Origin of the sequence: Pedobacter hiemivivus (assembly GCF_004331685.1) — a bacterium.
Taxonomy (GTDB): Bacteria; Bacteroidota; Bacteroidia; order Sphingobacteriales; family Sphingobacteriaceae; genus Pedobacter; species Pedobacter hiemivivus.
This window is the reverse complement of sequence record NZ_SJSM01000004.1, coordinates 224535-247074: the sequence shown is the minus strand read 5'-3', so window position 1 is coordinate 247074 and position 22540 is coordinate 224535. Positions and strand designations below refer to the sequence as shown.

The following is a 22540-nucleotide window of genomic DNA, read 5'->3' as shown; positions in this document are numbered from 1 at the left end:
TTTGATAAGGTATACTATTGCCATAAAAGCGTCATGAAATAAATTATGGACCTTTTTAGTAGTACTGAGGCTTGTTTTGCAATTGTGGCACGATTGGGCATCTACTTTGAACAGGCTCCTGATAAAAATGAACTTATCATGGAAAATCAAATGATTTTTGTACGTGTTGCTACTTTAAATGATGCGAGGTATGCTGCCGAGATAGCGAAAGAGACAGAGGAGTCGGCCATAGCGCGCGGCTCGGGTATATCAAAGCGTAGCCCGGAATCGCTCGTCACTAAAATGCGGGAAGGGAAAGCTGTAATTGCAGTTACTGGGATAGGTGAATGGGTTGGTTTTTCTTATTTTGAAGTTTGGGAAGGGGGTGCTTATGTGTCCAATTCGGGATTGATCGTTGCACCAAAGTTCCGTAATGCAGGTGTTGCAAAAGCCATTAAGGAAAGGGTATTCCGGATATCGCGTAGGATGTATCCGGAGGCTAAAGTTTTCAGTATCACATCGGGGGCAGCCATTATGAAGCTAAACAGTAGATTGGGATTTGAGCCTGTCAGCTTCGCTGAAATCACGCAGGACAATAGTTTCTGGGAGGGTTGCAAGAGCTGTGTAAATTATAACATCCTTGAAAACAAGAAACGATGCAACTGCTTGTGTACAGCCATGCTTTTTGATCCTCAAAAGGAAAAAGCGGAACTAGCTGCAGAGAAAAGAGCTACAGAGGAATTGATCATGGTATTGGACTGCGTAGCCTATCCAAGGCATAGTTTGGTGCCTGATGCTATGGGAACAAATGCACTATGTACTGCGTTAACAGATATTAAGTGGTTTAATGAGTACGTTTTCCCGATAGAAGGGAACCTTCCTAGCCCGGTAAAGATGAAGGTTAGTGGTGGACTGTATAATTTTACGGTGGAGATTAGTTACGACCATAGCTATACTGCAAAGGAAATTTTAAATGTAATTAAAAACCATACCTGGTGTAAATTCACAGTTAGAGAGGAGGCTTTTAAATTGCCATTAACTGATGATGGCGTTTACAAGGACTGCTTTGTCTCGAATAATTACTAATATTGTTGAAATTATCAGCTATGCAGTACACGGTTCTAATTATAGATGACGAGAAAAAGATTTGCAGCCTTCTGGCGCGCATTATAGAACTGGAAGGCTTTAAGGTTTTTCAAGCTGGCACGGGGAAAGAAGGACTAAAGATACTGGCCAATAATGAGGTTTATGTGGTGATTAGTGATGTAAAACTTCCTGATATTAATGGTGTGGAGCTGGTTAAAGAAATCAAGAAAATCAGGCCTTATGCTGAGGTGATTAACCTCACTGCTTTTGGTACCATTGCTGATGGGGTAATGGCTATGCGCAATGGGGCTTTTGATTACATCACCAAAGGTGACGATAATGATAAGATCATTCCACTAGTTTATAAGGCACTTGATAAAGCAAAGCTTCAATATAGAGTAAGCGAATTGGAGACCAAAGTGGTTAAGAAGTACAGCTTTAGTGGCATATTAGGACAATCCAAAGCGATACAAGAGGCAATAAATCTTGCTCAAAAAGTAGCCTCAACAGATACGACGGTGCTTTTACTGGGAGAAACTGGAACGGGGAAGGAAGTCTTTGCCCAGGCCATACATTACGAAAGTTTGCGTAAACTGAAGCCTTTCGTAGCCGTAAACTGTAGTGGCTTTAATCATGAGTTATTAGAAAGTGAATTGTTTGGCCATAAGGCTGGCGCTTTTACGGGTGCCATTAAGGACAAAAAAGGATTACTTGAAGAAGCCAATGAAGGAACGATCTTTCTGGACGAAATAGGAGAGATGAATCTGGATTTACAAGCTAAATTACTGCGGGTTCTCGAAAACCAGACTTTTATTAAGGTCGGAGATACGCAGACCAGCAAAGTCAATGTACGGATTATAGCAGCTACGAATAGGGGGTTAAAAGAGGAGGCTGAGGCAGGTAGATTCAGATTAGATTTGTTTTATCGCCTTTCCGTATTTTCTATTGAATTGCCACCTTTATCACAACGTAAATCTGATATACTATTACTAGCTAAACATTATTTAAAGGAGTTTGCTAATAAAGTGAATAAGCCCGCCTTTACGATGGATGAAGAGTTTGAGGAATTACTGTTAAAGCATTCCTGGAAAGGTAACATCAGAGAGTTGAAAAACGTAATGGAACGGGTGGTGATTTTGGCCGATGGTTCTTTACTTAGTGCAAATTTGCTGCCGTATGAATTTCATGCAACGGAATTGGCTACTGAAGGGGATATGATGAAATTGGAAAATGTAGAGAAGCAGCACATCGATAAGATACTCAAGTATACTGGGGGTAATAAAACTGAAACGGCTCGTTTGCTGGGGATTGGCTTGACGACCTTGTATAGAAAAATTGAAAAATAACAGGAAAAATAACCATTCTCTTCTGCGTCTGGCATCTGTTGCTGAAGGGCAACAGCGCCTGAGGCCGCCTCAGAGAAGGTAATTTTTCTTTTAAAAAAAATGCCTAAAAAAAAACAGCCCGTACTAAACTAATAGTACAGGCTGCCAATTAACGCTCTCACCACAAATATAAGTCATTTAAGATGAAGATTTGATGAAGAAGGAGCAGATATAAGATTATTTTAAAGAGAATGGCTCATACCGAACATCAAAGCGTCCCTTGAAAACATTAATTTCTTGGGAGGAATTTTGTTTGTTTCTTTTAAGATACAAGGTAAAATCCCCCGCTACGCGTTTCTCAGGATTGTCAATGATGAGTATTTTAAGTTGATTCGCTTTAGTTGTATCAAGCATATAGCTATCTGAAATAACGGCACTGGCTTTGTAAGGTGCAATAGTAACACCCGACGAAAAATCTTTCATTATTCCATTAACGGGAATGCTACCTTTTTTAAATGAGATTGTAAAAGACTCATTGTCTTTTCCTGACATGACATGAACAAGATCGTCATCCACATTATAGCTGGCATAAACGCCCTCACTTTCCCAAGCTGTGTCGTTCTTTTTTACGGTGATTTTTGATTCTTGTTTCATGGGTGGAGCAGCTTGTTTACTGCAACTGGTTAGCAAGAAAGTGCCTAGGGCGAGCAAAATAAAGTATTTCATAGTTATTGTTTTACGCTTAACAGATTGTTAATTAATGCGGAAATTAACATAAATCTAATAAAGTTCAAAAAAATCTACCTTATCAAAACGGTAAAAAACCCTTCCATTTTGGAAGGGTTTTTTATTTGGTACTCTAAAACTTATTCTTGTTTAATATTGTTGTTTGTTGATAATCAGTGGTTTGACTCATTTTTCCTGATTGTGGTATGCCAATTGGCTATTGCTCATCAAAAACAACACAATTATGTTAACAATCCTTTTGCTTCTTGCCCTGCTGCTACTCTGCTGGGTGTTTTACAAATCAATCGACTGGTTCGAGAAAATCTAAAAAATTATGATCGCATTATTCATTATCGCATTAGCCGTATTCATCTATATGATTTACGTGCTCATTAAACCCGAAAAATTTTAATTAATAGCTATGAACACTGAATTACTTGGAATTATCGCTACCTACCTGCTTACGCTGGCTATAGCCATTCCGCTGGGCAAATACCTTGCAAAGGTTTTTGCCGGAGAGAAGGTCTGGACAGACTTTCTAAAACCTATTGAAAACGGCATATTTAAATTATCCGGTATTAATCCCAAAGAAGAAATGAATTGGAAGCAACATTTAAAAGCGTTGCTAACGATTAACCTGGTTTGGTTGGTATACGGATTTTTTGTGCTGCTATATCAAGATAAACTGCCGCTAAACCCTGATGGAAATCCGGGTATGTCGCCAGATTTGTCCTTTAACACGGTAATCAGTTTTGTGGTAAACTGTAATCTGCAGCATTATTCTGGAGAAAGTGGCGTGAGTTATTTAACTCAGCATTTTGTATTGATGTTCTTACAGTTTGTAAGTTGTGCGACTGGTATTGCTGCTGCAGTGGTTTTATTTAAGGCTTTTAGAGATAAAACATCAGCTAAGCTGGGTAACTTCTGGGATTTCTTTGTAAAATCGATCACTCGTTTGTTATTGCCTTTATCATTAGTTGTCGCTTTAGTTTTAGCTTTCAATGGTACACCGACCAGTTATGAAGGTAAAGATCAATTTATATCAGTACAGGGTGATACCGTAAATGTATCTCGCGGTCCGGCAGCTGGATTTATTGCCATCAAACATCTGGGTACAAATGGTGGTGGATGGTTTGGTGTAAACTCAGCACATCCGTTAGAAAATCCGAGTTATCTTACTGCTGTAGTTGAGTTGTTTGCTCAGGTAGTTATTCCGATTGCCATGGTTATTGCTTTTGGTTATTTCATCAGACGCAAAAAACTAGCTTGGATGATATTTGGCGTAATGACTATTGGGATGCTACTCTTGCTCATTCCTACGCTTAGCTCGGAGCTTGGCGGGAGTCCGGCCATTGCAAAAATGGGTATTTCGCAGACTACAGGGGCTATGGAGGGTAAAGAGGTTCGTTTCGGTCCGGCCTTATCCGCATATTGGAGTACCGTAACAACGATTATTTCTACAGGTTCGGTAAACAGTATGCACGACAGTACCATGCCACTTACTGGTGTTTGGCAATTGTTGGGTATGATGATCAACTCCTTTTATGGTGGTTGTGGGGTAGGTATCCTCAATTATTTCATCTATCTGATTATAGCCGTATTTATTTCCGGATTAATGGTTGGCCGAACACCCGAGTTTTTGGGCCATAAAGTAGAAGCCAGGGAGATTAAAATAGCTGCCTTGGTTACATTGTTGAGTCCTTTCTTAATTCTTGCAGGTACAGCAATTGCGAGTTATGTATTTACCAATTATGGTGAGGCAGCCTGGGCCGTACAACCTAAAAATTGGTTAAATAATCCGGGCTTTCATGGTTTCTCAGAAATGTTGTACGAAATGACTTCATCTAATGCCAATAATGGGTCAGGATTTGAAGGTTTGGGCGATAATAATGTGTTCTGGAATGTAGCTACTGGATTTGTATTGATGCTAGGTCGTTTCTTACCTATTATAGGCCCTATAGCCATTGCAGGCTTGCTAGGTGCTAAAAAACACATTCCTGAATCTGCTGGTACATTAAAAACAGATACACTGACTTTCAGCTTAATGACCTTTGCAGTTATTGTGGTGCTCAATGCTCTTTCTTATTTCCCTGCGCTGGCTTTAGGTCCATTGGCAGAATACTTTACGATGCTTAAATAGAAAATATTCAAATGAAAACTTCTAATAAATTATTTGAACCTGCTTTAGTGCAAACTGCATTGAAACAATCCTTTATCAAGCTAGATCCACGGGTTATGGTTCGCAACCCGGTGATGTTTACCGTCGAGATCGGTACGCTTGTGATGGCTTATGTTACGATTTACTCGCTTACGCATACTGATCAAGGTTCGCCTTTATACAACTTCCTGATCTTCCTGATCTTATTGCTTACTGTTCTTTTTGCCAACTTTGCGGAGGCGATTGCCGAAGCGCGAGGTAAAGCACAAGCCGATAGTTTGAGGAAAACAAGAGAAGAAACTCCCGCAAAAGTGCTCTTGGCCGATGGTAAAACTGAAATTCGCTCTTCTAATCTGCTTAAAAAAGGTGATGTATTTATATGTGTAGCAGGCGATACCATACCCACCGATGGTGAGATTATTGAAGGTATCGCTACCATTGATGAGTCGGCCATTACCGGTGAATCCGCTCCTGTGATCCGCGAATCTGGAGGTGACAAATCATCTGTAACCGGTGGTACTAAAGTGTTATCCGATGAGATTAAAGTACAGGTGAACACACAGCCCGGCGAGAGCTTCTTGGATAAAATGATTGCACTGGTAGAAGGGGCATCTCGTCAGAAAACACCTAACGAGATTGCATTAACGATCTTGTTGGCCAGTTTTACACTCGTGTTTATCATTGTATGTGTAACCTTAAAGCCTTTTGCGGATTATGCGAATACACCTATTACAATTGCAGCATTAATTTCCCTGTTTGTATGTTTAATCCCTACCACCATTGGTGGTTTACTTTCTGCCATTGGTATCGCTGGAATGGACAGAGCATTGCGTGCCAATGTGATCACTAAATCCGGTAAAGCAGTAGAAACGGCTGGTGATATTGATGTGCTGCTGTTAGATAAAACAGGTACCATCACTATTGGTAACCGTAAGGCAACCAATTTTTATCCTACAGCAGGCGTGATGATTAAAAACTTTATGGATGCCTGTGTATTGAGTTCTTTGGCAGATGAGACCCCCGAAGGGAAGTCTATTGTAGAACTTGCAGGGGTTCAAGACACCCATGTTTTGACTACAGCACCTGAGGGCGCTAAGTTCATCAAGTTTACAGCCGAAACCAGATCAAGTGGTATCGATACGCCAGATGGTAAACGGATTAGGAAGGGGGCTTTTGATTCGATTAGAAACATCGTTCTGACGGCAGGTAATCCTTTCCCTATAGACATTGAGGATCAGGTAAAAGCCATAGCTAGTAATGGCGGAACGCCATTGGTCGTTGCCGAAAATGAAAAAGCATTGGGGGTAATTGAATTACAGGATATTATTAAACCAGGCATTAGCGAGCGTTTTGAACGCTTGCGTAAAATGGGTGTAAAAACAGTGATGGTAACTGGTGACAATCCGCTTACTGCTAAGTTTATTGCCGAAAAAGCTGGTGTTGATGATTTTATTGCAGAGGCTAAGCCTGAAGATAAAATGAACTACATCAAAGAAGAGCAAGCTTTAGGTAAGCTGGTAGCGATGATGGGTGATGGTACCAATGATGCTCCTGCTTTGGCGCAAGCTGATGTTGGTGTAGCGATGAATAGTGGAACGCAAGCAGCTAAAGAAGCTGGTAACATGGTGGATTTGGATAATGATCCGACAAAGCTGATTGAGATTATTGAAATAGGTAAACAGCTGCTGATCACTCGTGGTACATTAACAACCTTTTCTATTGCCAATGATGTGGCCAAGTATTTTGCCATTGTGCCAGCCTTGTTTATCGCATCTATTCCTGCTTTGGAACATTTGAATATCATGGGCTTGCATACTCCGGAAAGTGCGATTCTATCGGCCGTAATTTTTAATGCCATCATTATTCCCTTCTTGATTCCTCTGGCCTTAAAAGGTGTGGCTTATAAGCCTATAGGAGCTACTGCACTGTTGCGTAGAAATCTGTTTATATACGGATTAGGAGGTGTTATTGTGCCATTTATTGGCATCAAGTTAATTGATTTGTTTGTTGGATTATTTGTTTAAAACATAAAAATATCATGAAAAAGTATTTGTTACAATCTATACGCCTTACCGCAGTTCTGTTGGTGTTGTTGTGCGTTGTATACCCCTTAATTGTTGCCTTTGCAGGCGGTTTTTCTAAAGGAAATGGGGGTGGAGAGAAAATCACTAAAAACGGTAAAGTAGTTGGTTATGCTTTAATTGGGCAGAACTTTAGCAAACCAGAATATTTCTGGGGCAGACCATCGGCAGTTGGCTACAATGCTGCTGGATCAGGAGGTTCTAATAAAGGTCCATCCAACGAAGAATACCTGGCTGTAGTGTCGGGCAGAATTGATACACTATTAAAATACCACCCTTATTTGAAAAAAGCAGATATACCTGCTGATATGGTAACCGCATCGGGCAGTGGTTTAGATCCTAATATCTCTGAACAAGCTGCAATCATTCAGATTAAAAGAGTTGCTGCAAATCGTGGTCTTACTGATAGGGCCGTTGCAGAACTTGTCGTAAAAAATACGGAGGGCCCTTTGCTGGGCATGTTTGGTCCCTCAGTTATAAATGTCTTAAAATTAAACCTTGCCCTTGACGAATTAAAAAAATAAAATGAAGAAACTATTATTGCTTACAGCGGCCTTAAGTTCGGCCGCTTGCACTTACGCGCAGGAAGAAACCAAAATAAAAGTAACGGGTTACCTGGAAACATATTATGGATACGATTTTAACAGGCCATCGGATAACAACAGACCTGGCTTTATTTACTCGCACAACCGCCACAATGAGGTGAATTTAAACCTTGGCTTTATCAAAGGAAATTACGACAACGGGGCGATTAGAGCCAATGTAGCTATCATGGCTGGTACTTATGCAAATGCCAATTTAGCTGCAGAACCGGGAGTGTTAAAAAACGTTTTTGAAGCCAATGCAGGTATAAAACTTTCTAAAACAATTAATTTATGGGCTGATGCAGGTATATTTTCTTCGCACATAGGTTTTGAGAGCGCTGTATCAAAAGATTGCTGGGTATTAACCAGAAATATCTCTTCAGAAAACACGCCTTATTATGAATCGGGCGCCAAGGTAAGTTATGCCACCAATGATGGTAAATTCTCTGCAGTATTGTTATATTTAAATGGATGGCAGCGCATTAACCGCTTAAATGGAAATAGTAAACCAGCAGGTGGTGTACAGTTAACCTGGAAACCTACGCCTAAAATTACCGTAAATTACAGTAATTATTTAGGAACTGAAGGTGCTGATAGTGTTCGGGTAAAACGTTTTTATCACAACGTATACGCAATATATCAAGTGACAGATGATTTTGGTTTAAGTGTTGGCTTTGATTATGGAACGCAGCAAAAAGCCAAAGGTAGCAGCGAACGTAGTGAAGTATTGTCGCCCGTAGCCATAGCACAATATGCCATTGCCAGTAAATGGAAGGTTGCTGGTAGGGTAGAGTATTACCAGGATAAGGATGGTGTTTTGATTGCCACAGGTACAGAAAATGGGTTTAAAACCACTGGTTATTCTGTAAACCTGGATTATGCTCCATTTAGCAACGCAGTGGTTAGAGTTGAAGGAAAAGTATACGATAGTAAGGATAAGATTTTTATCCGCAATGAAAACCCCGTTAATCACAACGCTGCAATTACAGCGAGTATAGCGGTTTCTTTTTAAGATCGTATTTTTTACAGGGCTGGTTTTGGTGTGGCCGGTCCTGTATTAATATTTAATAGCATGGATAGAAAAAATATTGGTAAACTGATTCCTGTTTTAAGTGTTTGTTTATTGTTATTACTCGGGATTTGGTACTTAATAACTGAAGCGTATATCATCATTAAATGGTAATCCCTGATGGAAGAAGAGCATAAAGAAAGTTCCGTACGTAAATTCCTCGATCTTGTAAAGAAGTCAAGAAGGGGGAAGTTTAAGGTTTATATAGGTATGAGCGCAGGGGTTGGTAAGACTTACAGGATGCTGCAGGAGGCACATGCCTTAATGAAAAACGGGATTGATATACAAATTGGATATGTTGAAACGCATAATCGTATAGAAACTCAAGCGCTTTTGGCCGGCATTCCCTTAATCGCCAGAAGGAAAATATTTTACAAAGGTAAGGAGTTGGAAGAGATGGATGTCAACGCCATTATGACCCTGCATCCAGAAGTTGTTATCGTTGATGAGCTTGCGCATACCAATGTTGAAGGAAGTAAGAACGGAAAAAGATGGCAGGATGTTGTGGATATTCTGGAAGCTGGAATTAGTGTAATATCAGCCGTAAATATCCAACATCTGGAAAGTATGAATGATGATATTGAAAAGATAACCGGCATACCCATTAGAGAAAGGATACCCGATAAGATTTTAGAGCTGGCAGACGAGATTGTAAATATAGATTTAACGGCTGATGAATTGATAGACCGTTTAAAAGCGGGTAAGATTTACGATGAAAGTAAAATAGGACCTGCGTTAGGAAACTTTTTTCAGTCGGAAAGGATATTGCAGCTGCGGGAGATGGCTTTAAAAGAGGTGGCCCATCATTTGGAAAGAAAGATCAGTATAGAAATTCCTAAACAGATTAAACTAAGACAAGAGCGGTTTATGGCTTGTATTTCTACTAATCATGAGACCGCCAAAATTGTGATTCGTAAAACTGCCCGGTTGGCTTCGTATTATCATTCGCCCTGGATTGTTTTGTATGTACAGACTGATCATGAGCGTGGAGATCGTGTAAAGCTCGATTTACAGCGACATCTGATTAATAATTTTAAGCTGGCAACAGAGCTGGGAGCAGAAGTGATTAAGGTGAAAAGTAACGATATCACTAAAACTATTATAAAAATGGCTGAAGAAAAGGAGATCACTACAATATGTATGGGCAAGCCACATTTAAATTTATTTCAAATTATCATGAGAACTGCGATTTTTAACCAACTTTTGCGAAATATTTCGGCTACGGAGACAGATTTAGTCATTTTGAGTTAGCTTCGTCATCCTTTAAAGCGATACGTTGTCCTGAATTTATTTCAGGATCTCAAAAGAGAAAGGCGGCCCTGCAGGTGCGAGATCCTGAAATAAATTCAGGATGACGACAGTTACAGCAGGTATAGCAGAATGAGGGCAGGTAATAGTAGGATGATGACAAGTATAATGCAATAAAATAAAATAATAATGAAGATAAAAAATAAACTTCGCCTCGGATTCGGGTTCCTGTTCGTGGTGATCCTCTTTTTTGGAGGTGTTTCCTTATACTATATGAATGAAATCTCCATCAGATCGAAGGTTATTTTGAAAGATAATTACGAGACGCTGAGCTTTACCAGTAAGATGCGATCTATCATAGATGAAGATTCGCTGCCTTTATCGGCAAAAGCTCAGGAAATGTTTAATCATCAATTGGCACTGGAAGAAAAGAACATTACTGAAGCAGGGGAAGGCAAGGCGGTAGCGGCGTTGAAGGTGGCTTATGCCCGTATTATAGATCCTGCAACTGATTTAGCTACCAAGCAGAAAGCTCTAAGGGAGGTACGATGGCAGTTAAAAATAATCGATGATGTGAATATGAATGCCATTGTAAGGAAAAACGCAGTTGCGCAGAGATCAATAGAAAAGTCGGCAATGTATGTGATTTTTGCGGCATCTATCTGCTTTCTAATCCTGTTTTCTTTTATCGTTAACTTCCCAGGCTTTGTGGCCAATCCATTAAGGGAGTTTGCTGATGCCATACGCGAAATTAGTCGTAAAAATTATAAACAACGACTGGAGTTTAAGGGTTCTGACGAATTTTCGGAATTAGCTGATTCTTTTAATGTTATGACTGCTGAGTTGAATAAATGGGAGAATAGTAATTTGGCAAAATTACAATCAGAGAAGCTAAGGATCGAAACCATTATCGAGCAAATGCAGGATGCCATAATTGGAGTAAATGAGAAGCAGGAAGTTATTTTCTTTAATAAAGTAGCAGGCCAGTTGTTGAATCTTGATCAACAACAAGTGATAGGTGCGAATGCCATGGAGCTTAGGAAAAAGAATGATCTGCTAAACAGAATCTTGCAGGAAGATAGTGTGAGCAAACCCATGAAAATCTATGCGGATCAAAAAGAGTCATATTTCCAATTGGAACGTAGAGAAATCAGGATACCTAATTACGATGATGGTGCTGAACATGCTTTGGTTGAGATAGGGAAAGCAGCCGGAGAGGTTTACATCCTTAAAAATATCACGAAGTTTAAGGAGTTGGACGAAGCGAAAACTAATTTCATAGCTACGGTATCCCATGAGTTAAAAACACCTATATCGTCTATTAAAATGAGCTTAAAATTAATGGATGACGAACGTGTGGGACCAATGAATCCAGAGCAAAAAGAATTGGTGCAACACATTAAGGAGGATTGTGGCCGTTTGCTAAAAATTACTACAGAATTGCTTGATCTGGCTCAGGTAGAAACCGGTAACCTCCAAATGAATGTTGTAAAATCTGATCCACGAAAAATTGCCATTTACGCTATGGATGCAGTAAGGTTTCAGGCAGAGCAGAAATCTATTGAACTGGAACTGATTTCCAGGAATAATTTGCCTCATATTAGTGTTGATATTGAGAAAACAGCATGGGTGCTGGTTAACTTTCTATCCAATGCGCTTAGGTATAGTGCTGAGAAGTCAAAGATTATTGTTCAGGTAATAGAAAATAACGACGCAATAGAGTTTTCTGTTCGTGATTTTGGTAAGGGGATTGAAGAACAATACCAAAAGCGCTTGTTTGAGAAGTATTTTCAGGTGCCTACTGATGGAAACAATAAATCGGGCTCTGGACTGGGATTAGCCATATCCAAAGACTTTATAGAAGCAGAGAATGGTACAATATGGGTTGAAAGTGCAATAGGAGAAGGCAGTAGGTTCTGCTTTTCCTTGCCTGTTGTAAGTTAATCCGGTTCTACAATTGGGCCAGTGGTAACTTTTGCCTCAAATTTTCCTTCAGAAAAGATTTTGAACTCTGGAACGTGATTTGGGTCGGTGGAGATTATAGCGACTTCTCCTTTGAATTGAAATTCTCCTTTTATACTTTTTCCTTCAGTAAATTCGGTGATTTTAATTGTGCCCACACTGCCGATTATGCTCTGTTCGAACTCTGGACTGGTATAAAGTCCTAAGATATTTTCTTCACCACTATATTCTCCAACGCCATGGAAATTGTTAATCAAGAGAGAAATTTGCTGATCGCCTGCGGCATCCATATTTCCAACAATCATCATTACCTTTTCCTCCTTTGCGTGCAGGCCGAATACATTTTGATTTCCTTTAGCTGTTTTGGATACACCGTCTATTTTGAAGGAGATACTAGAATTTGTGTATTCAACTACAGGTATTTTTTTGCAAGACCCTGTTATCAATATCACAAGCAGTAGCAGAGCGGAAAAGTAGAATTGTTTCATTAGCGTTATTTGATTTAAAAACGGAAGGTAACAAAAATCAAAAGAATATAAATAAAATGTTTTAAAATTCAGGCTTTACACTACCTTTACGCGATATAAGTTCTTTACTTTATTTCTTCATCAACCGATAATGGTTTTACTTAATTGTAGATTAATAGGGAATCGTGTGTAAATCACGAACTGTCGCGCAACTGTAAGTAACATTCAAAGTTTTTACCCATAGTTTATCCACTGTTTCAAAATGAAATGGGAAGGATGGTAAAAATGTTACAAGTCAGGAGACCTGCCTTTATCGAATTGACAATGCTTTCGCGATATAAAGCACGAGTTAAGTTTGATGCATTTAATGTACGATGTTAAATGTACTGTCGTCATCCTGAATTTATTTCAGGATCTCGGATTCGTCATTTGATGTGTTCATATGTGCATTTCTATTTTTTCTCTTCTTTTATTTCCGACAGCATTGCGATTTAAGCAAAAGAGCTTTTAACTGATCTTTTCATCAATTAAAAAGCAAGAAAATGCTAACAAACAATCTGGGCTACCCGCGTATAGGTAGTAAAAGAGAACTCAAAAAAGCCTGCGAGCAGTATTGGTCAGGCAATTCAAGTATTCAAAGTCTGGTGCAAACCGGACGGGACATCCGTAAGCAGAATTGGGAACTGCAAAAGGAGGCGGGTATAGACCTGATCCCTTCTAATGATTTTTCATTCTATGACCAGGTATTAGATCTATCTCTTACTGTAGGGGCTATCCCTAAGCGTTACCACGAGGTAATCTTAAACAAAGGCAACTCAGAGCTCGATCTTTATTTTGCGATGGCCAGAGGTTATCAAAAGGATGGGCTTGACATTACAGCTATGGAAATGACCAAATGGTTTGATACAAATTACCATTATATCGTTCCTGAGTTTTTCAAAGATCAGCAGTTTAAACTGTTTTCAACTAAGCTGTTAGATGAGTATCATGAAGGATTAAGATTAGGGATTAAAACCAAGCCGGTGATTATTGGTCCGGTTTCCTATTTGTTGCTGGGTAAAGAAAAAGAAGCTGGGTTTGATAGAATTGACTTGGTGAAAAACCTGTTGCCTGTTTATATTGAGCTACTTAAAAAGCTAGAAGAGCAGCATGTAGAGTGGGTACAATTTGATGAACCTTTTCTATCCCTGGATCTTACAGATAAGGATAAAGCGGCTTATAAGTATGTTTATACCGAGCTTAAAAAGCAATTTCCTAAACTAAAAATATTATTGGCTACTTATTTTGCTGCGCTACAAGATAATGCAGTGTTGGCTACATCATTACCGGTACATGCCTTACACATTGATTTGGTACGTAGTCCAGAGCAGCTAAAAACTGTCTTGGAGCTGATCCCTGCTAATATGACCTTGTCTGTGGGAGTGGTTGACGGCAGAAATATCTGGAAGAATGATTTTCAAAAATCGCTGGTATTAATTAAAGAGGCACTCGAGAAAGTAGGAGATGACAGGTTAATCATTAGTCCATCATGTTCATTGATTCATTCACCATGTGACTTAAACCTTGAAACGAATGAAGATACTTTAACTCCTGAAATTAAGGATTGGATGGCATTTGCTAAACAGAAGGTTTATGAGGTAGTGGTATTGAAGCAATTGGCTAATGATGAGGAGATTGCTGATGCTAAACTCCGTGCAAATTTTGATTCAAATGAAAACCGCAGATCATCAAAGTTGATTCATAATCCTGTTGTAAAGCAACGTGTAGCGTGTATTTCATCGAGAGATGATCAGAGAGCTAGCGAATTCTCTGTCCGTCAGAAATTGCAAGGCGAATCGCTAAAACTTCCTTTGTTTCCAACTACAACGATTGGTTCATTTCCACAAACGGCAGAAGTGCGCAGTTGGAGGGCTAAATATAAAAAAGGTGATTTAAGCCTGGCTGAATATGATGCATTAATAGAAAGGGAGACGGCAGAAACGATCCGTTTTCAGGAAGATACTGGCATCGATGTATTGGTACATGGTGAGTTTGAACGGAACGATATGGTTGAATATTTTGGGGAGCAGTTGGCTGGGTTCGCCTTTACCAAAAATGGTTGGGTGCAAAGCTATGGTAGCCGCTGTGTAAAACCACCTGTAATTTATGGAGATGTATATCGCCCTGCGCCGATGACGGTAAGGTGGTCTGCTTATGCGCAATCCTTAACTGATAGATGGGTAAAAGGAATGCTTACAGGCCCTGTAACTATTTTACAATGGTCTTTTGTACGAAATGATCAGCCAAGATCAGCAACCTGTACACAAATAGCACTTGCAATTAGGGATGAGGTAGTTGACCTGGAAAATGCGGGCATCAAGATTATTCAGATTGATGAGCCTGCAATAAGAGAAGGATTGCCTTTACGTAAAGCGGATTGGCAAAATTATTTGGCATGGGCGGTACGTGCTTTCAGGATTTCGGCAAGTGGAGTAAAAGATGATACACAAATCCATACGCATATGTGTTATTCGGAATTTAACGACATTATTCAAAATATAGCGGATATGGATGCTGATGTGATCACGATTGAATGTTCGCGTTCGCAGATGGAATTGCTCGATGCCTTTGCTGATTTTAAATATCCTAATGAAATTGGTCCAGGCGTGTATGATATTCATTCACCCCGTGTGCCGGCTAAGGAAGAAATGGTTTTTCTGCTTGAAAAGGCCAAAAAAGTGATTCCGGCAAGCCAACTTTGGGTCAATCCAGACTGTGGTTTAAAGACCAGACATTGGGACGAAACGAAAAAAGCTTTAACAGAAATGGTCGCTGCTGCAAAAGTACTGCGGGAATCTGTGGAAGAAGCTGTAACTTTGTAAAAAAAAGAAGGTAGGTGCTATGCGCCTGCCTTTCTTTACAGAATTACGTACGCACAAATGAGAATAAGGAAAAATGCGGTGATTACCGCGATTGGAGGTTATGTTCCAGATACGGTTTTAAGTAACCATGACCTCGAAAAAATGGTGGATACCAATGACGATTGGATAGTTGCAAGGACAGGGATTAAAGAGAGAAGGATTGTAAACGACCCAAATATTGCTACTTCGGATATGGCCACTTATGCCTTGAAGAGACTAATGGAAGATGGTGATGTGAATCCGGATGAAATTGATTGCGTAATTGTATCAACTTCTACACCTGATTATGTGATGGTAAGTACAGGAAGTATGGTATGCGAAAAAGCAGGTTTGAAAAATGCCTGGGGAATTGATACCAATGCTGCTTGTAGTGGCTTTTTATATGCTTTAACACTTGGTGCCAGTATGATTGAAAGCGGTCGCTGTAAAAAAGTGATTGTAATTGGTGCAGATAAGAACAGTGCTATCGTTAATTATACAGACCGTAATACTTGCATCCTTTTTGGTGATGGTGCCGGAGCAGTTTTATTGGAGCAAACAGAAGAGCCTGTAGGCTTAATGGACAGTTTTTTTAGAACAGATGGTTCTGGTAAAGAGAATCTGATTGTGACTGCGGGCGGATCTAAATTCCCTGCATCTCAAGCTACGCTTGATGAAAAGCTACATTATGTGCGTCAGGATGGAAGAGTGGTGTTTAAAGCCGCTATTCAGGGTATGACGGATACATGTAATGAGGTTTTGAGATCGAATGATCTGGTAAGTGCACAAATCGATCACTTGATTCCCCATCAGGCAAATTTAAGGATCATACAATCTGTAGGTGATTATTTGGGTTTATCTCCTGAACAGGTGAAAGTAAATATCGACCGTTATGGTAATACAACCGCTGCAACCATTCCTTTGTGTTTGTGGGATTTTAAAGATGATTTTAAATACGGCGATAAGATGATATTGACTGCGTTTGGCGCCGGGTTCTCCTGGGGGGCAACGTACTTGAAGTGGGGGAAGCTTCGCCAGCCTAAAAAAGATTAAATGACATTAGAAGATAAAATTGGGGCTTCGGAAACACGGATTTTTAAAGCCGTATTTCCGAATACAACAAACCATTACGATACTTTATTTGGTGGCACTGCCATGCACATGATGGACGAAGTAGCTTTTATTACAGCTACTCGTTTTAGCAGACAGCGAATGGTTACGGTAAGTAGTGACCGTATTGACTTTAATAAGCCCATTCCGGCAGGTACTATTGTGGAACTGATAGGAAGGGTAAGCCATATTGGTAATACTAGCTTAAAAGTTAGGGTAGAGATCTACATTGAGCAAATGTATTCTGATACTAGAGAGAAGGCCGTAACAGGCGAGTTCTCTTTTGTAGCTATAGATGAAAATAAAAAGCCAACTTCTATTCTTAAATAGAAGCGTAATTGCATACATTTGCCCCGAAATGCTATTGAAACCAATTTCTGTATTGTTGCTTTTTAGCTTATTGAGTACAAACTTTGCAAACTTGTTTGTTTTTGCAGGGTTTGAACTCAATCAGAAATATATTGCTGCGGAACTTTGTATCAATAAGAATAAACCTGAGCTGCATTGTAATGGTAAGTGTTTCCTAATGAAAAAGCTAAAACAAGCTCAGGATAAGGAACAAAAGCAGGAACGCCAGGCTCAAAAAACACAAATTCAAGACGCTGTTGTGGTCACACAACAGGTCTTTAAACAGTACGCTTTAGCGGAAACGAAACTTCATATCCCAGCTTCTATGGGGATGCCGCAAAGTATTAAAAATTCTATATTTCATCCTCCACAGTCAAATTAGCTGTTCTCATCGAAGTCTGCATTGCTTGTCGCTGAAGAAGCTCCAAGAACGCTGAGGTCTTCTCTGAGAAAGTAAATTTGTAGTCAAATCGCATAGCAATACGGCTATTTAAGACTATACGTGCTGTTAGGAGCAGTGATAAGAAATTTACCTTCTGTGATGAGGCCTAGCGTTCTTTTCGCTTTTTCAGCGAAATTAATGCAGCCTCGGAAGAGAACGGTCAATTTATTCTCTTTTTTTAGAATTTTTATTAATAATTTAATGAGTCCATACAGATATTTTATTTTATCTATTGGCTTGGTGTTGTGTTTTTTACAGAGCCAGGCCCAAACACAGGCTATAAAAGGCCATATTTATGATTCTCAAACACGTGCGCCACTAGCGGATGTAGTGATCCTTAACAGTTTGAAACAGCCACTTACAAAATCAGATGCGAAAGGCTATTTTGTGATTAACGATTATCAGTCGCAAGAGGTTGTACAAGCTGTTTTAGTGGGATATAAAACACAAAATATACAATTAAAGCCCGCAGAGGGTGACCTTAATGTGCAGTTAGATGCAGATGGGCTAAGCCTAAATGAAGTTCGGGTAGCGGGGTATAATGGCAACAAAACCAGTAAGGAAACTGCGGGTGCAATTGCCTTGGTTACGGCTAAGGATATCAATAGGGGCAGTGCAGTCTCGTTTCAATCTGCATTAAATGCTATACCAGGTGTTCGCATGGAGCAAAGTACGCTTTCTGAAGCGCGCATTTCCATTAGGGGAAATGGTGTTAGAGCGTCCTATGGTATCCGGAATGTTAAAGTTTATGTCAACGAAATCCCTGTCACAGAGGCTGATGGAACTACCCGGATTGAAGCACTTGATGTGAATAGCATTGGACGTGCGGAAGTGATTAAAGGTCCAGCTTCAAGTATTTATGGAGCAGGAACAGGGGGCGTAATTAACTTCCAACTGCAGCGCTCTCCGTATCAGGAACAAAGTCTGGAGGCTTCTGGATTGATCGGGGCCAATGGCTTGCATCGTTTGGCAACGACTTATCGCAATGGTGGTGATAAGGTGAATAGTTATGTTTCTTATGGATGGCAGGAATATGATGGTTACCGGGAACACAGCAACGATATGCGGAGGTTTTTGACCGGAAACTTTCAGCTCTTTCCAAGTGATAAACGAATTATTACCTTGTTGGTGAACAGGACTACACAGCACTCGCAGATTCCGGGCTCACTTACAGCAGATCAGGCTGCTGCGAATCCAAGACAGGCCAATGCGACGAATCTGGATAAAGCAGCTGGTAGGTATCAGACCTGGACAAGGATAGGATTGGGGCAGCAATATCGTTTTAATGATCAGTTTTCAAATACAACGAGTGTATTTACTTATTTCTATGATTTGGATCACCCGCTTCCTTACGCTTATATCCGTAATTTTTATCAAAGTTATGGTGGCCGCACGCGGTTTTCTTATGATCCTGGGTTTAGTACTTTTCCAACCCGTTTTACGGTTGGCGCAGAGTTTAATGAAGGGCTAACCAAGGGGACACAATATGTAAATAACAAGGGCGTAGAGGGCGCTATTAATTCCAATATTGATTATCAGAATACACAATATTCATTGTTTTATCAATCGGAAACAGCTTTGACCAATAAAACTACATTGACATTGGGTTTAAGTTACAACAGTTTGAAGTATGATGTGAATGATTATTTAAAGCAGAACCAAAGCGGTCTTAAGAAGTTCAATCCACAGGCTACGCCACGTATTGCATTGAGTCATACCTTTAGTTCAGCACTAAGTCTGCATGCCAGTGTAAGTTCAGGCTTTTCTCCACCATCAAGTTCAGAGATCAAGAATGTGGACGGTTCCATTAACCCAGGCTTACAGGCTGAGAAGGGGATAAACTATGAGCTAAATGCTAAGGGAAATCTGATAAAATCCCGCCTTGAATATGATCTGGCTTTATTTAAAATGGACATGAAAGGGGAGTTAATCGGGCAATCTATACAACAGGGGATTACGATTTATAACAATGCAGGCAAAACTAGTCACAATGGTGTTGAGTTGGCTTTGTCTTATCAAATATTAAAGCCAGGGGATCAAGATGAGGTATTAAGTCTGAGACCTTTTGTTGCGGTTACTTATTCCGATTTCAAGTTTAAGGATTACAAGACGCTAAATGCACAGAGTCAGGTTACTGCGACCTATGATGGAAATAAGTTGACGGGTATTGCTCCCTGGGTATTTAATGCAGGTATTGATCTGGAAACTAAAATAGGTTTATACTTTTATGGAAGCTATTATTATACTGATCGCTTGCCTTTAAACGATGCCAATTCAGCATTTAATCCTTCTTACCAGGTGGCAAATGCAAAAGTTGGGTATAAGAAGCAAATCCTTAAATGCCTGGAGACAAACGTGTACGCGGGTTTGGATAACATCCTGAATAAAAGCTATAGTTCTATCGTTTCCTTAAATGCTGTAGGATTTGGTGGTGCAGCACCTGCTTATTTTAATCCATCGCCTAAAAGAAACGGTTATGGCGGTTTAAATGTTAAGTATTTATTTTAATGAGACTATGAAGAAGATTTATTTTTCTTTAGTTATCGTTACATTACTGGCTGCTTGTAAAAGCAAGCCAGTAATTAATGAAGCTAAAGCACTAAATACAGCTGGGATTGCAGCTGTTGGGCCTTATTTTACAGTAGATCATAAAGGGAATCCAGTATTGTGCTGGTCTGAACAGGATGGGAAAGACTCTTTATATAGATTGAAATATGCGGTATATGATCAGCAGAAAGAAGAGTTTGGTAAAGCTTTCACTGTACCACCTTCTGCAGGGTGTGGTGTTTCTGCAGAGAGCATGGCTAAGATTGCCTTTAAAGACGATGGGACAGTAATCGCCATTTTTGCCAAGAGATTTCCTAATGAAAAGAACCCTTATGCGGGTGCTATTTATTATAGCCTATCAGAAAACGAGGGTAAAAGCTGGTCGGATGCCAGATTTTTACATTCAGACACGAGCCATACCTATGGACGTAGTTTTTTTGATGTCGCCAAATTAAAAGATGGTGAATTGGCTGCTGTATGGTTGGATGGCCGTTATGGCAAATCGATTAAAGGTTCGGCCTTGTTTTTTAGCCGGACGGAAAAAGGAAAGGGCTTTGCTACTGATTATTGTTTGGATAAGGGAACTTGTGAGTGTTGCAGGACAGATCTTTTGAGCGATAAGGATGGAAATTTACACCTTGCTTATCGAAGCATTATATTTCCAAATGCGCTTTCAGGCAAGCAGGTTCGTGATATGGTATATAAATTATCGACAGATAACGGGAAGACTTTTACACCTGCAAAGCTGATTAGTAACGATAACTGGGAAATTGAAGGCTGTCCGCATTCAGGTCCTTCACTTGCTGTCGCTAACCATACGCTTCAGGCGGTTTGGTTTACCGCAGGTGGAAGTTCTGGCTTGTATGCTACTTCGGCTGTGGATTCTGGTTTTCGTCGTCGTAATTTGATTACAGCATCTGGTAAGCATCCTCAAATGGTGGCTTTAGTCGATGGAAAAACAGCTATGGTATGCGAAGAAGCGGAAGAGATGGAACATGAGCATATGAAGATGGATCATTCAAAAGGAGGAATGATGAAGCATGCTCCGGCCGGGATGTCAAAGATTATTTTAAGGATTCTAAAGGATGGAAATCAGGAAAAAAATATAGCCTTAACCGACGGGCAACAAGCGGATAATCATGCTGTTTTAACTCCTATTAATCAGGGATTACTTGTAGCTTGGCTGAGAGAAGGAACAACAGGATCAACAATATACTATGCTGGTTTAAAGCAGCTATAGCTATATTAATAGTACTTATTATTTAATTAAAAAACAAAGATGAAGAAATCAATTGGAGCACTGTTTATCGCTATTGGAGCAATAGCTTGCACACAAAAAGGAGATTATAAGGTGGTGCGTGATGATGTGATGAAATTTCACGATGTGGTGATGGCTGATCATGGTAAAATAGTAAACAACCAGATGGCATTGGATACCTTGATGAAAGATATTAAAGGACTTAAAACTAAATTTCCTGAACTGGATACCCTAAAAGAGAAAACAGAAATCAACGCTTTACTGAGCAAGTTAACTCAGGCCGAAGACAGCATGAATGATTGGATGCATAAGTTTGAGCCTGATGTAACCGGTAAATCAAATGAAGCGGCAATAAAGTATTTTGAATCTGAAAAAGCTAAAATAGCGGCCATTGATAGTCTTTACAAATCGGAGATCAAATTATCGGATGATTATTTAAGTAAATTCAAGAAAAAATGAGCAGATCGGGATTATATGTAATGTTATTGAGCTTGTTTCTTTTTAGTTGTAAGGATAAGCCAAAGCGTTTGCCATTCTTGCAATTGGAAACTACTGAACGGGTAGTTGATGGAAAAACTGTAATTGATTCTACATTTAGAACCATCCCTGCTTTCAAACTATTAAATCAAGATAGTGCTGTAGTTACTGAAAAGGATTTTGATGGAACTATTTACGTTGCCGATTTCTTCTTTACCTCCTGTCCGACCATTTGTCCTACAATGCATCGGAATTTGCTAAAGGTATACCAAAAGTATAAAGGTAATCCTGAAGTTAAACTAGCTTCTCATACGATTGATGTAAAGTATGATACCCCTTCAAGAATGAAAGCTTATGCTAAGAAATTGGGGGTGGAAGGTACACAGTGGGAATACTTATGGGGTGGCAGGGATGAGATTTATGCCCTTGCTGAGCGCAATTACTTGGTAGCTGCACAGGAAGATAAAAATGCGCCAGGCGGATTTGTTCATCAAGGCTATCTCGTATTGGTAGATAAAGAAAAGCGTATCAGAGGAGCTTATGATGGTACACAAGACAAAGAAGTAGCTCAATTAATGGGTGATATGGATATTTTATTGAAAGAATATGAAAAATAGTTGGTTTTTTTAGTGAATTTCTGCTGTTATTGAATATTTCATTAAGCCTGGTAGCCAATTTTGGAAAGTAAAAGCTTTTTTTTGATCCATGTCTGGATTAAAGCTTTGAAATTTAAAATTGGCTTTTTTAATTGTCAGATTGTTTGTCAGGTATTAAATGATTGTGCTATTTTTTGT

Annotated in this window: 19 protein-coding genes and 1 riboswitch; of the genes, 17 read left to right on the top strand and 2 right to left on the bottom strand. The window is 39.6% G+C overall.

Annotated elements, in window-relative coordinates:
• Positions 1–45: 45 nt before the first annotated feature.
• Positions 46–1065, top strand: coding sequence for a zinc-binding metallopeptidase family protein (locus EZ444_RS27375; protein ID WP_205945243.1), 1020 nt, complete (start codon positions 46–48; stop codon positions 1063–1065).
• Positions 1066–1085: 20 nt separating this feature from the next.
• Positions 1086–2411, top strand: a complete 1326-nt coding sequence (locus tag EZ444_RS09600) for a sigma-54-dependent transcriptional regulator (protein ID WP_131608514.1) — start codon at positions 1086–1088, stop codon at positions 2409–2411.
• Positions 2412–2627: 216 nt separating this feature from the next.
• Here EZ444_RS09600 and EZ444_RS09595 read toward each other — a convergent pair whose 3' ends face one another.
• Complete coding sequence (locus tag EZ444_RS09595; protein ID WP_131608513.1) at positions 2628–3116, bottom strand: hypothetical protein; 489 nt, start codon at positions 3114–3116, stop codon at positions 2628–2630.
• Positions 3117–3450: 334 nt separating this feature from the next.
• On the opposite strand from EZ444_RS09595, the gene EZ444_RS09590 reads away from it, so the two are divergent.
• From EZ444_RS09590 to EZ444_RS09560, 7 genes are all read left to right on the top strand, one after another.
• Entirely contained in the window at positions 3451–3528 is a 78-nt protein-coding gene (locus EZ444_RS09590; RefSeq protein WP_090784311.1) for a potassium-transporting ATPase subunit F, read from the top strand.
• Between the two features lie 9 nt (positions 3529–3537).
• On the top strand, positions 3538–5256 hold the full coding sequence (kdpA, locus tag EZ444_RS09585) for a potassium-transporting ATPase subunit KdpA (RefSeq protein WP_131608512.1): 1719 nt from the start codon (positions 3538–3540) through the stop codon (positions 5254–5256).
• 11 nt (positions 5257–5267) lie between these two features.
• On the top strand, positions 5268–7298 hold the full coding sequence (gene kdpB, locus EZ444_RS09580; protein ID WP_131608511.1) for a potassium-transporting ATPase subunit KdpB: 2031 nt from the start codon (positions 5268–5270) through the stop codon (positions 7296–7298).
• Between the two features lie 14 nt (positions 7299–7312).
• A complete protein-coding gene (locus tag EZ444_RS09575; protein WP_131608510.1) occupies positions 7313–7879 on the top strand; it encodes a K(+)-transporting ATPase subunit C in 567 nt (188 codons plus the stop codon).
• Position 7880: 1 nt separating this feature from the next.
• Positions 7881–8951, top strand: coding sequence for a porin (locus EZ444_RS09570; RefSeq protein WP_131608509.1), 1071 nt, complete (start codon positions 7881–7883; stop codon positions 8949–8951).
• Positions 8952–9128: 177 nt separating this feature from the next.
• Positions 9129–10259 (top strand): universal stress protein, encoded by a 1131-nt coding sequence (locus EZ444_RS09565; RefSeq protein ID WP_131608508.1) that lies wholly within the window; start codon positions 9129–9131, stop codon positions 10257–10259.
• A gap of 186 nt (positions 10260–10445) precedes the next feature.
• Positions 10446–12200 (top strand): HAMP domain-containing sensor histidine kinase, encoded by a 1755-nt coding sequence (locus tag EZ444_RS09560; protein ID WP_131608507.1) that lies wholly within the window; start codon positions 10446–10448, stop codon positions 12198–12200.
• On the opposite strand, the gene EZ444_RS09555 is transcribed toward EZ444_RS09560, so the two are convergent.
• The gene (locus EZ444_RS09555; RefSeq protein ID WP_131608506.1) at positions 12197–12706 is read right to left on the bottom strand and encodes a hypothetical protein; all 510 of its coding nucleotides are present in this window, start codon (positions 12704–12706) and stop codon (positions 12197–12199) included. The two genes, EZ444_RS09560 and EZ444_RS09555, sit on opposite strands and share 4 nt — an antisense overlap.
• Positions 12707–12820: 114 nt before the next feature.
• A riboswitch (cobalamin riboswitch) is annotated at positions 12821–13011 on the top strand.
• Between the two features lie 216 nt (positions 13012–13227).
• Between EZ444_RS09555 and metE the strand changes: the two genes are divergently transcribed.
• The 8 genes from metE to EZ444_RS09515 all read left to right on the top strand — a co-directional run bounded on the left by metE (position 13228) and on the right by EZ444_RS09515 (position 22363).
• Positions 13228–15546: a 5-methyltetrahydropteroyltriglutamate--homocysteine S-methyltransferase gene (metE, locus tag EZ444_RS09550; protein WP_131608505.1), complete on the top strand. Its 2319-nt coding sequence runs from the start codon at positions 13228–13230 to the stop codon at positions 15544–15546.
• Positions 15547–15603: 57 nt separating this feature from the next.
• Positions 15604–16617: a beta-ketoacyl-ACP synthase III gene (locus EZ444_RS09545; protein ID WP_131608504.1), complete on the top strand. Its 1014-nt coding sequence runs from the start codon at positions 15604–15606 to the stop codon at positions 16615–16617.
• The gene (locus tag EZ444_RS09540) at positions 16618–17004 is read left to right on the top strand and encodes an acyl-CoA thioesterase (RefSeq protein WP_131608503.1); all 387 of its coding nucleotides are present in this window, start codon (positions 16618–16620) and stop codon (positions 17002–17004) included.
• Positions 17005–17032: 28 nt separating this feature from the next.
• The gene (locus EZ444_RS09535) at positions 17033–17404 is read left to right on the top strand and encodes a hypothetical protein (protein WP_131608502.1); all 372 of its coding nucleotides are present in this window, start codon (positions 17033–17035) and stop codon (positions 17402–17404) included.
• A gap of 261 nt (positions 17405–17665) precedes the next feature.
• Positions 17666–19972 (top strand): TonB-dependent receptor domain-containing protein, encoded by a 2307-nt coding sequence (locus tag EZ444_RS09530; protein ID WP_165503574.1) that lies wholly within the window; start codon positions 17666–17668, stop codon positions 19970–19972.
• Between the two features lie 7 nt (positions 19973–19979).
• On the top strand, positions 19980–21251 hold the full coding sequence (locus EZ444_RS09525; RefSeq protein WP_131608500.1) for a sialidase family protein: 1272 nt from the start codon (positions 19980–19982) through the stop codon (positions 21249–21251).
• 39 nt (positions 21252–21290) lie between these two features.
• On the top strand, positions 21291–21728 hold the full coding sequence (locus EZ444_RS09520) for a hypothetical protein (RefSeq protein WP_131608499.1): 438 nt from the start codon (positions 21291–21293) through the stop codon (positions 21726–21728).
• The gene (locus tag EZ444_RS09515; protein WP_131608498.1) at positions 21725–22363 is read left to right on the top strand and encodes an SCO family protein; all 639 of its coding nucleotides are present in this window, start codon (positions 21725–21727) and stop codon (positions 22361–22363) included. Before EZ444_RS09520 ends, EZ444_RS09515 begins: the two co-directional genes overlap by 4 nt.
• The last annotated feature ends 177 nt before the right edge of the window (positions 22364–22540 follow it).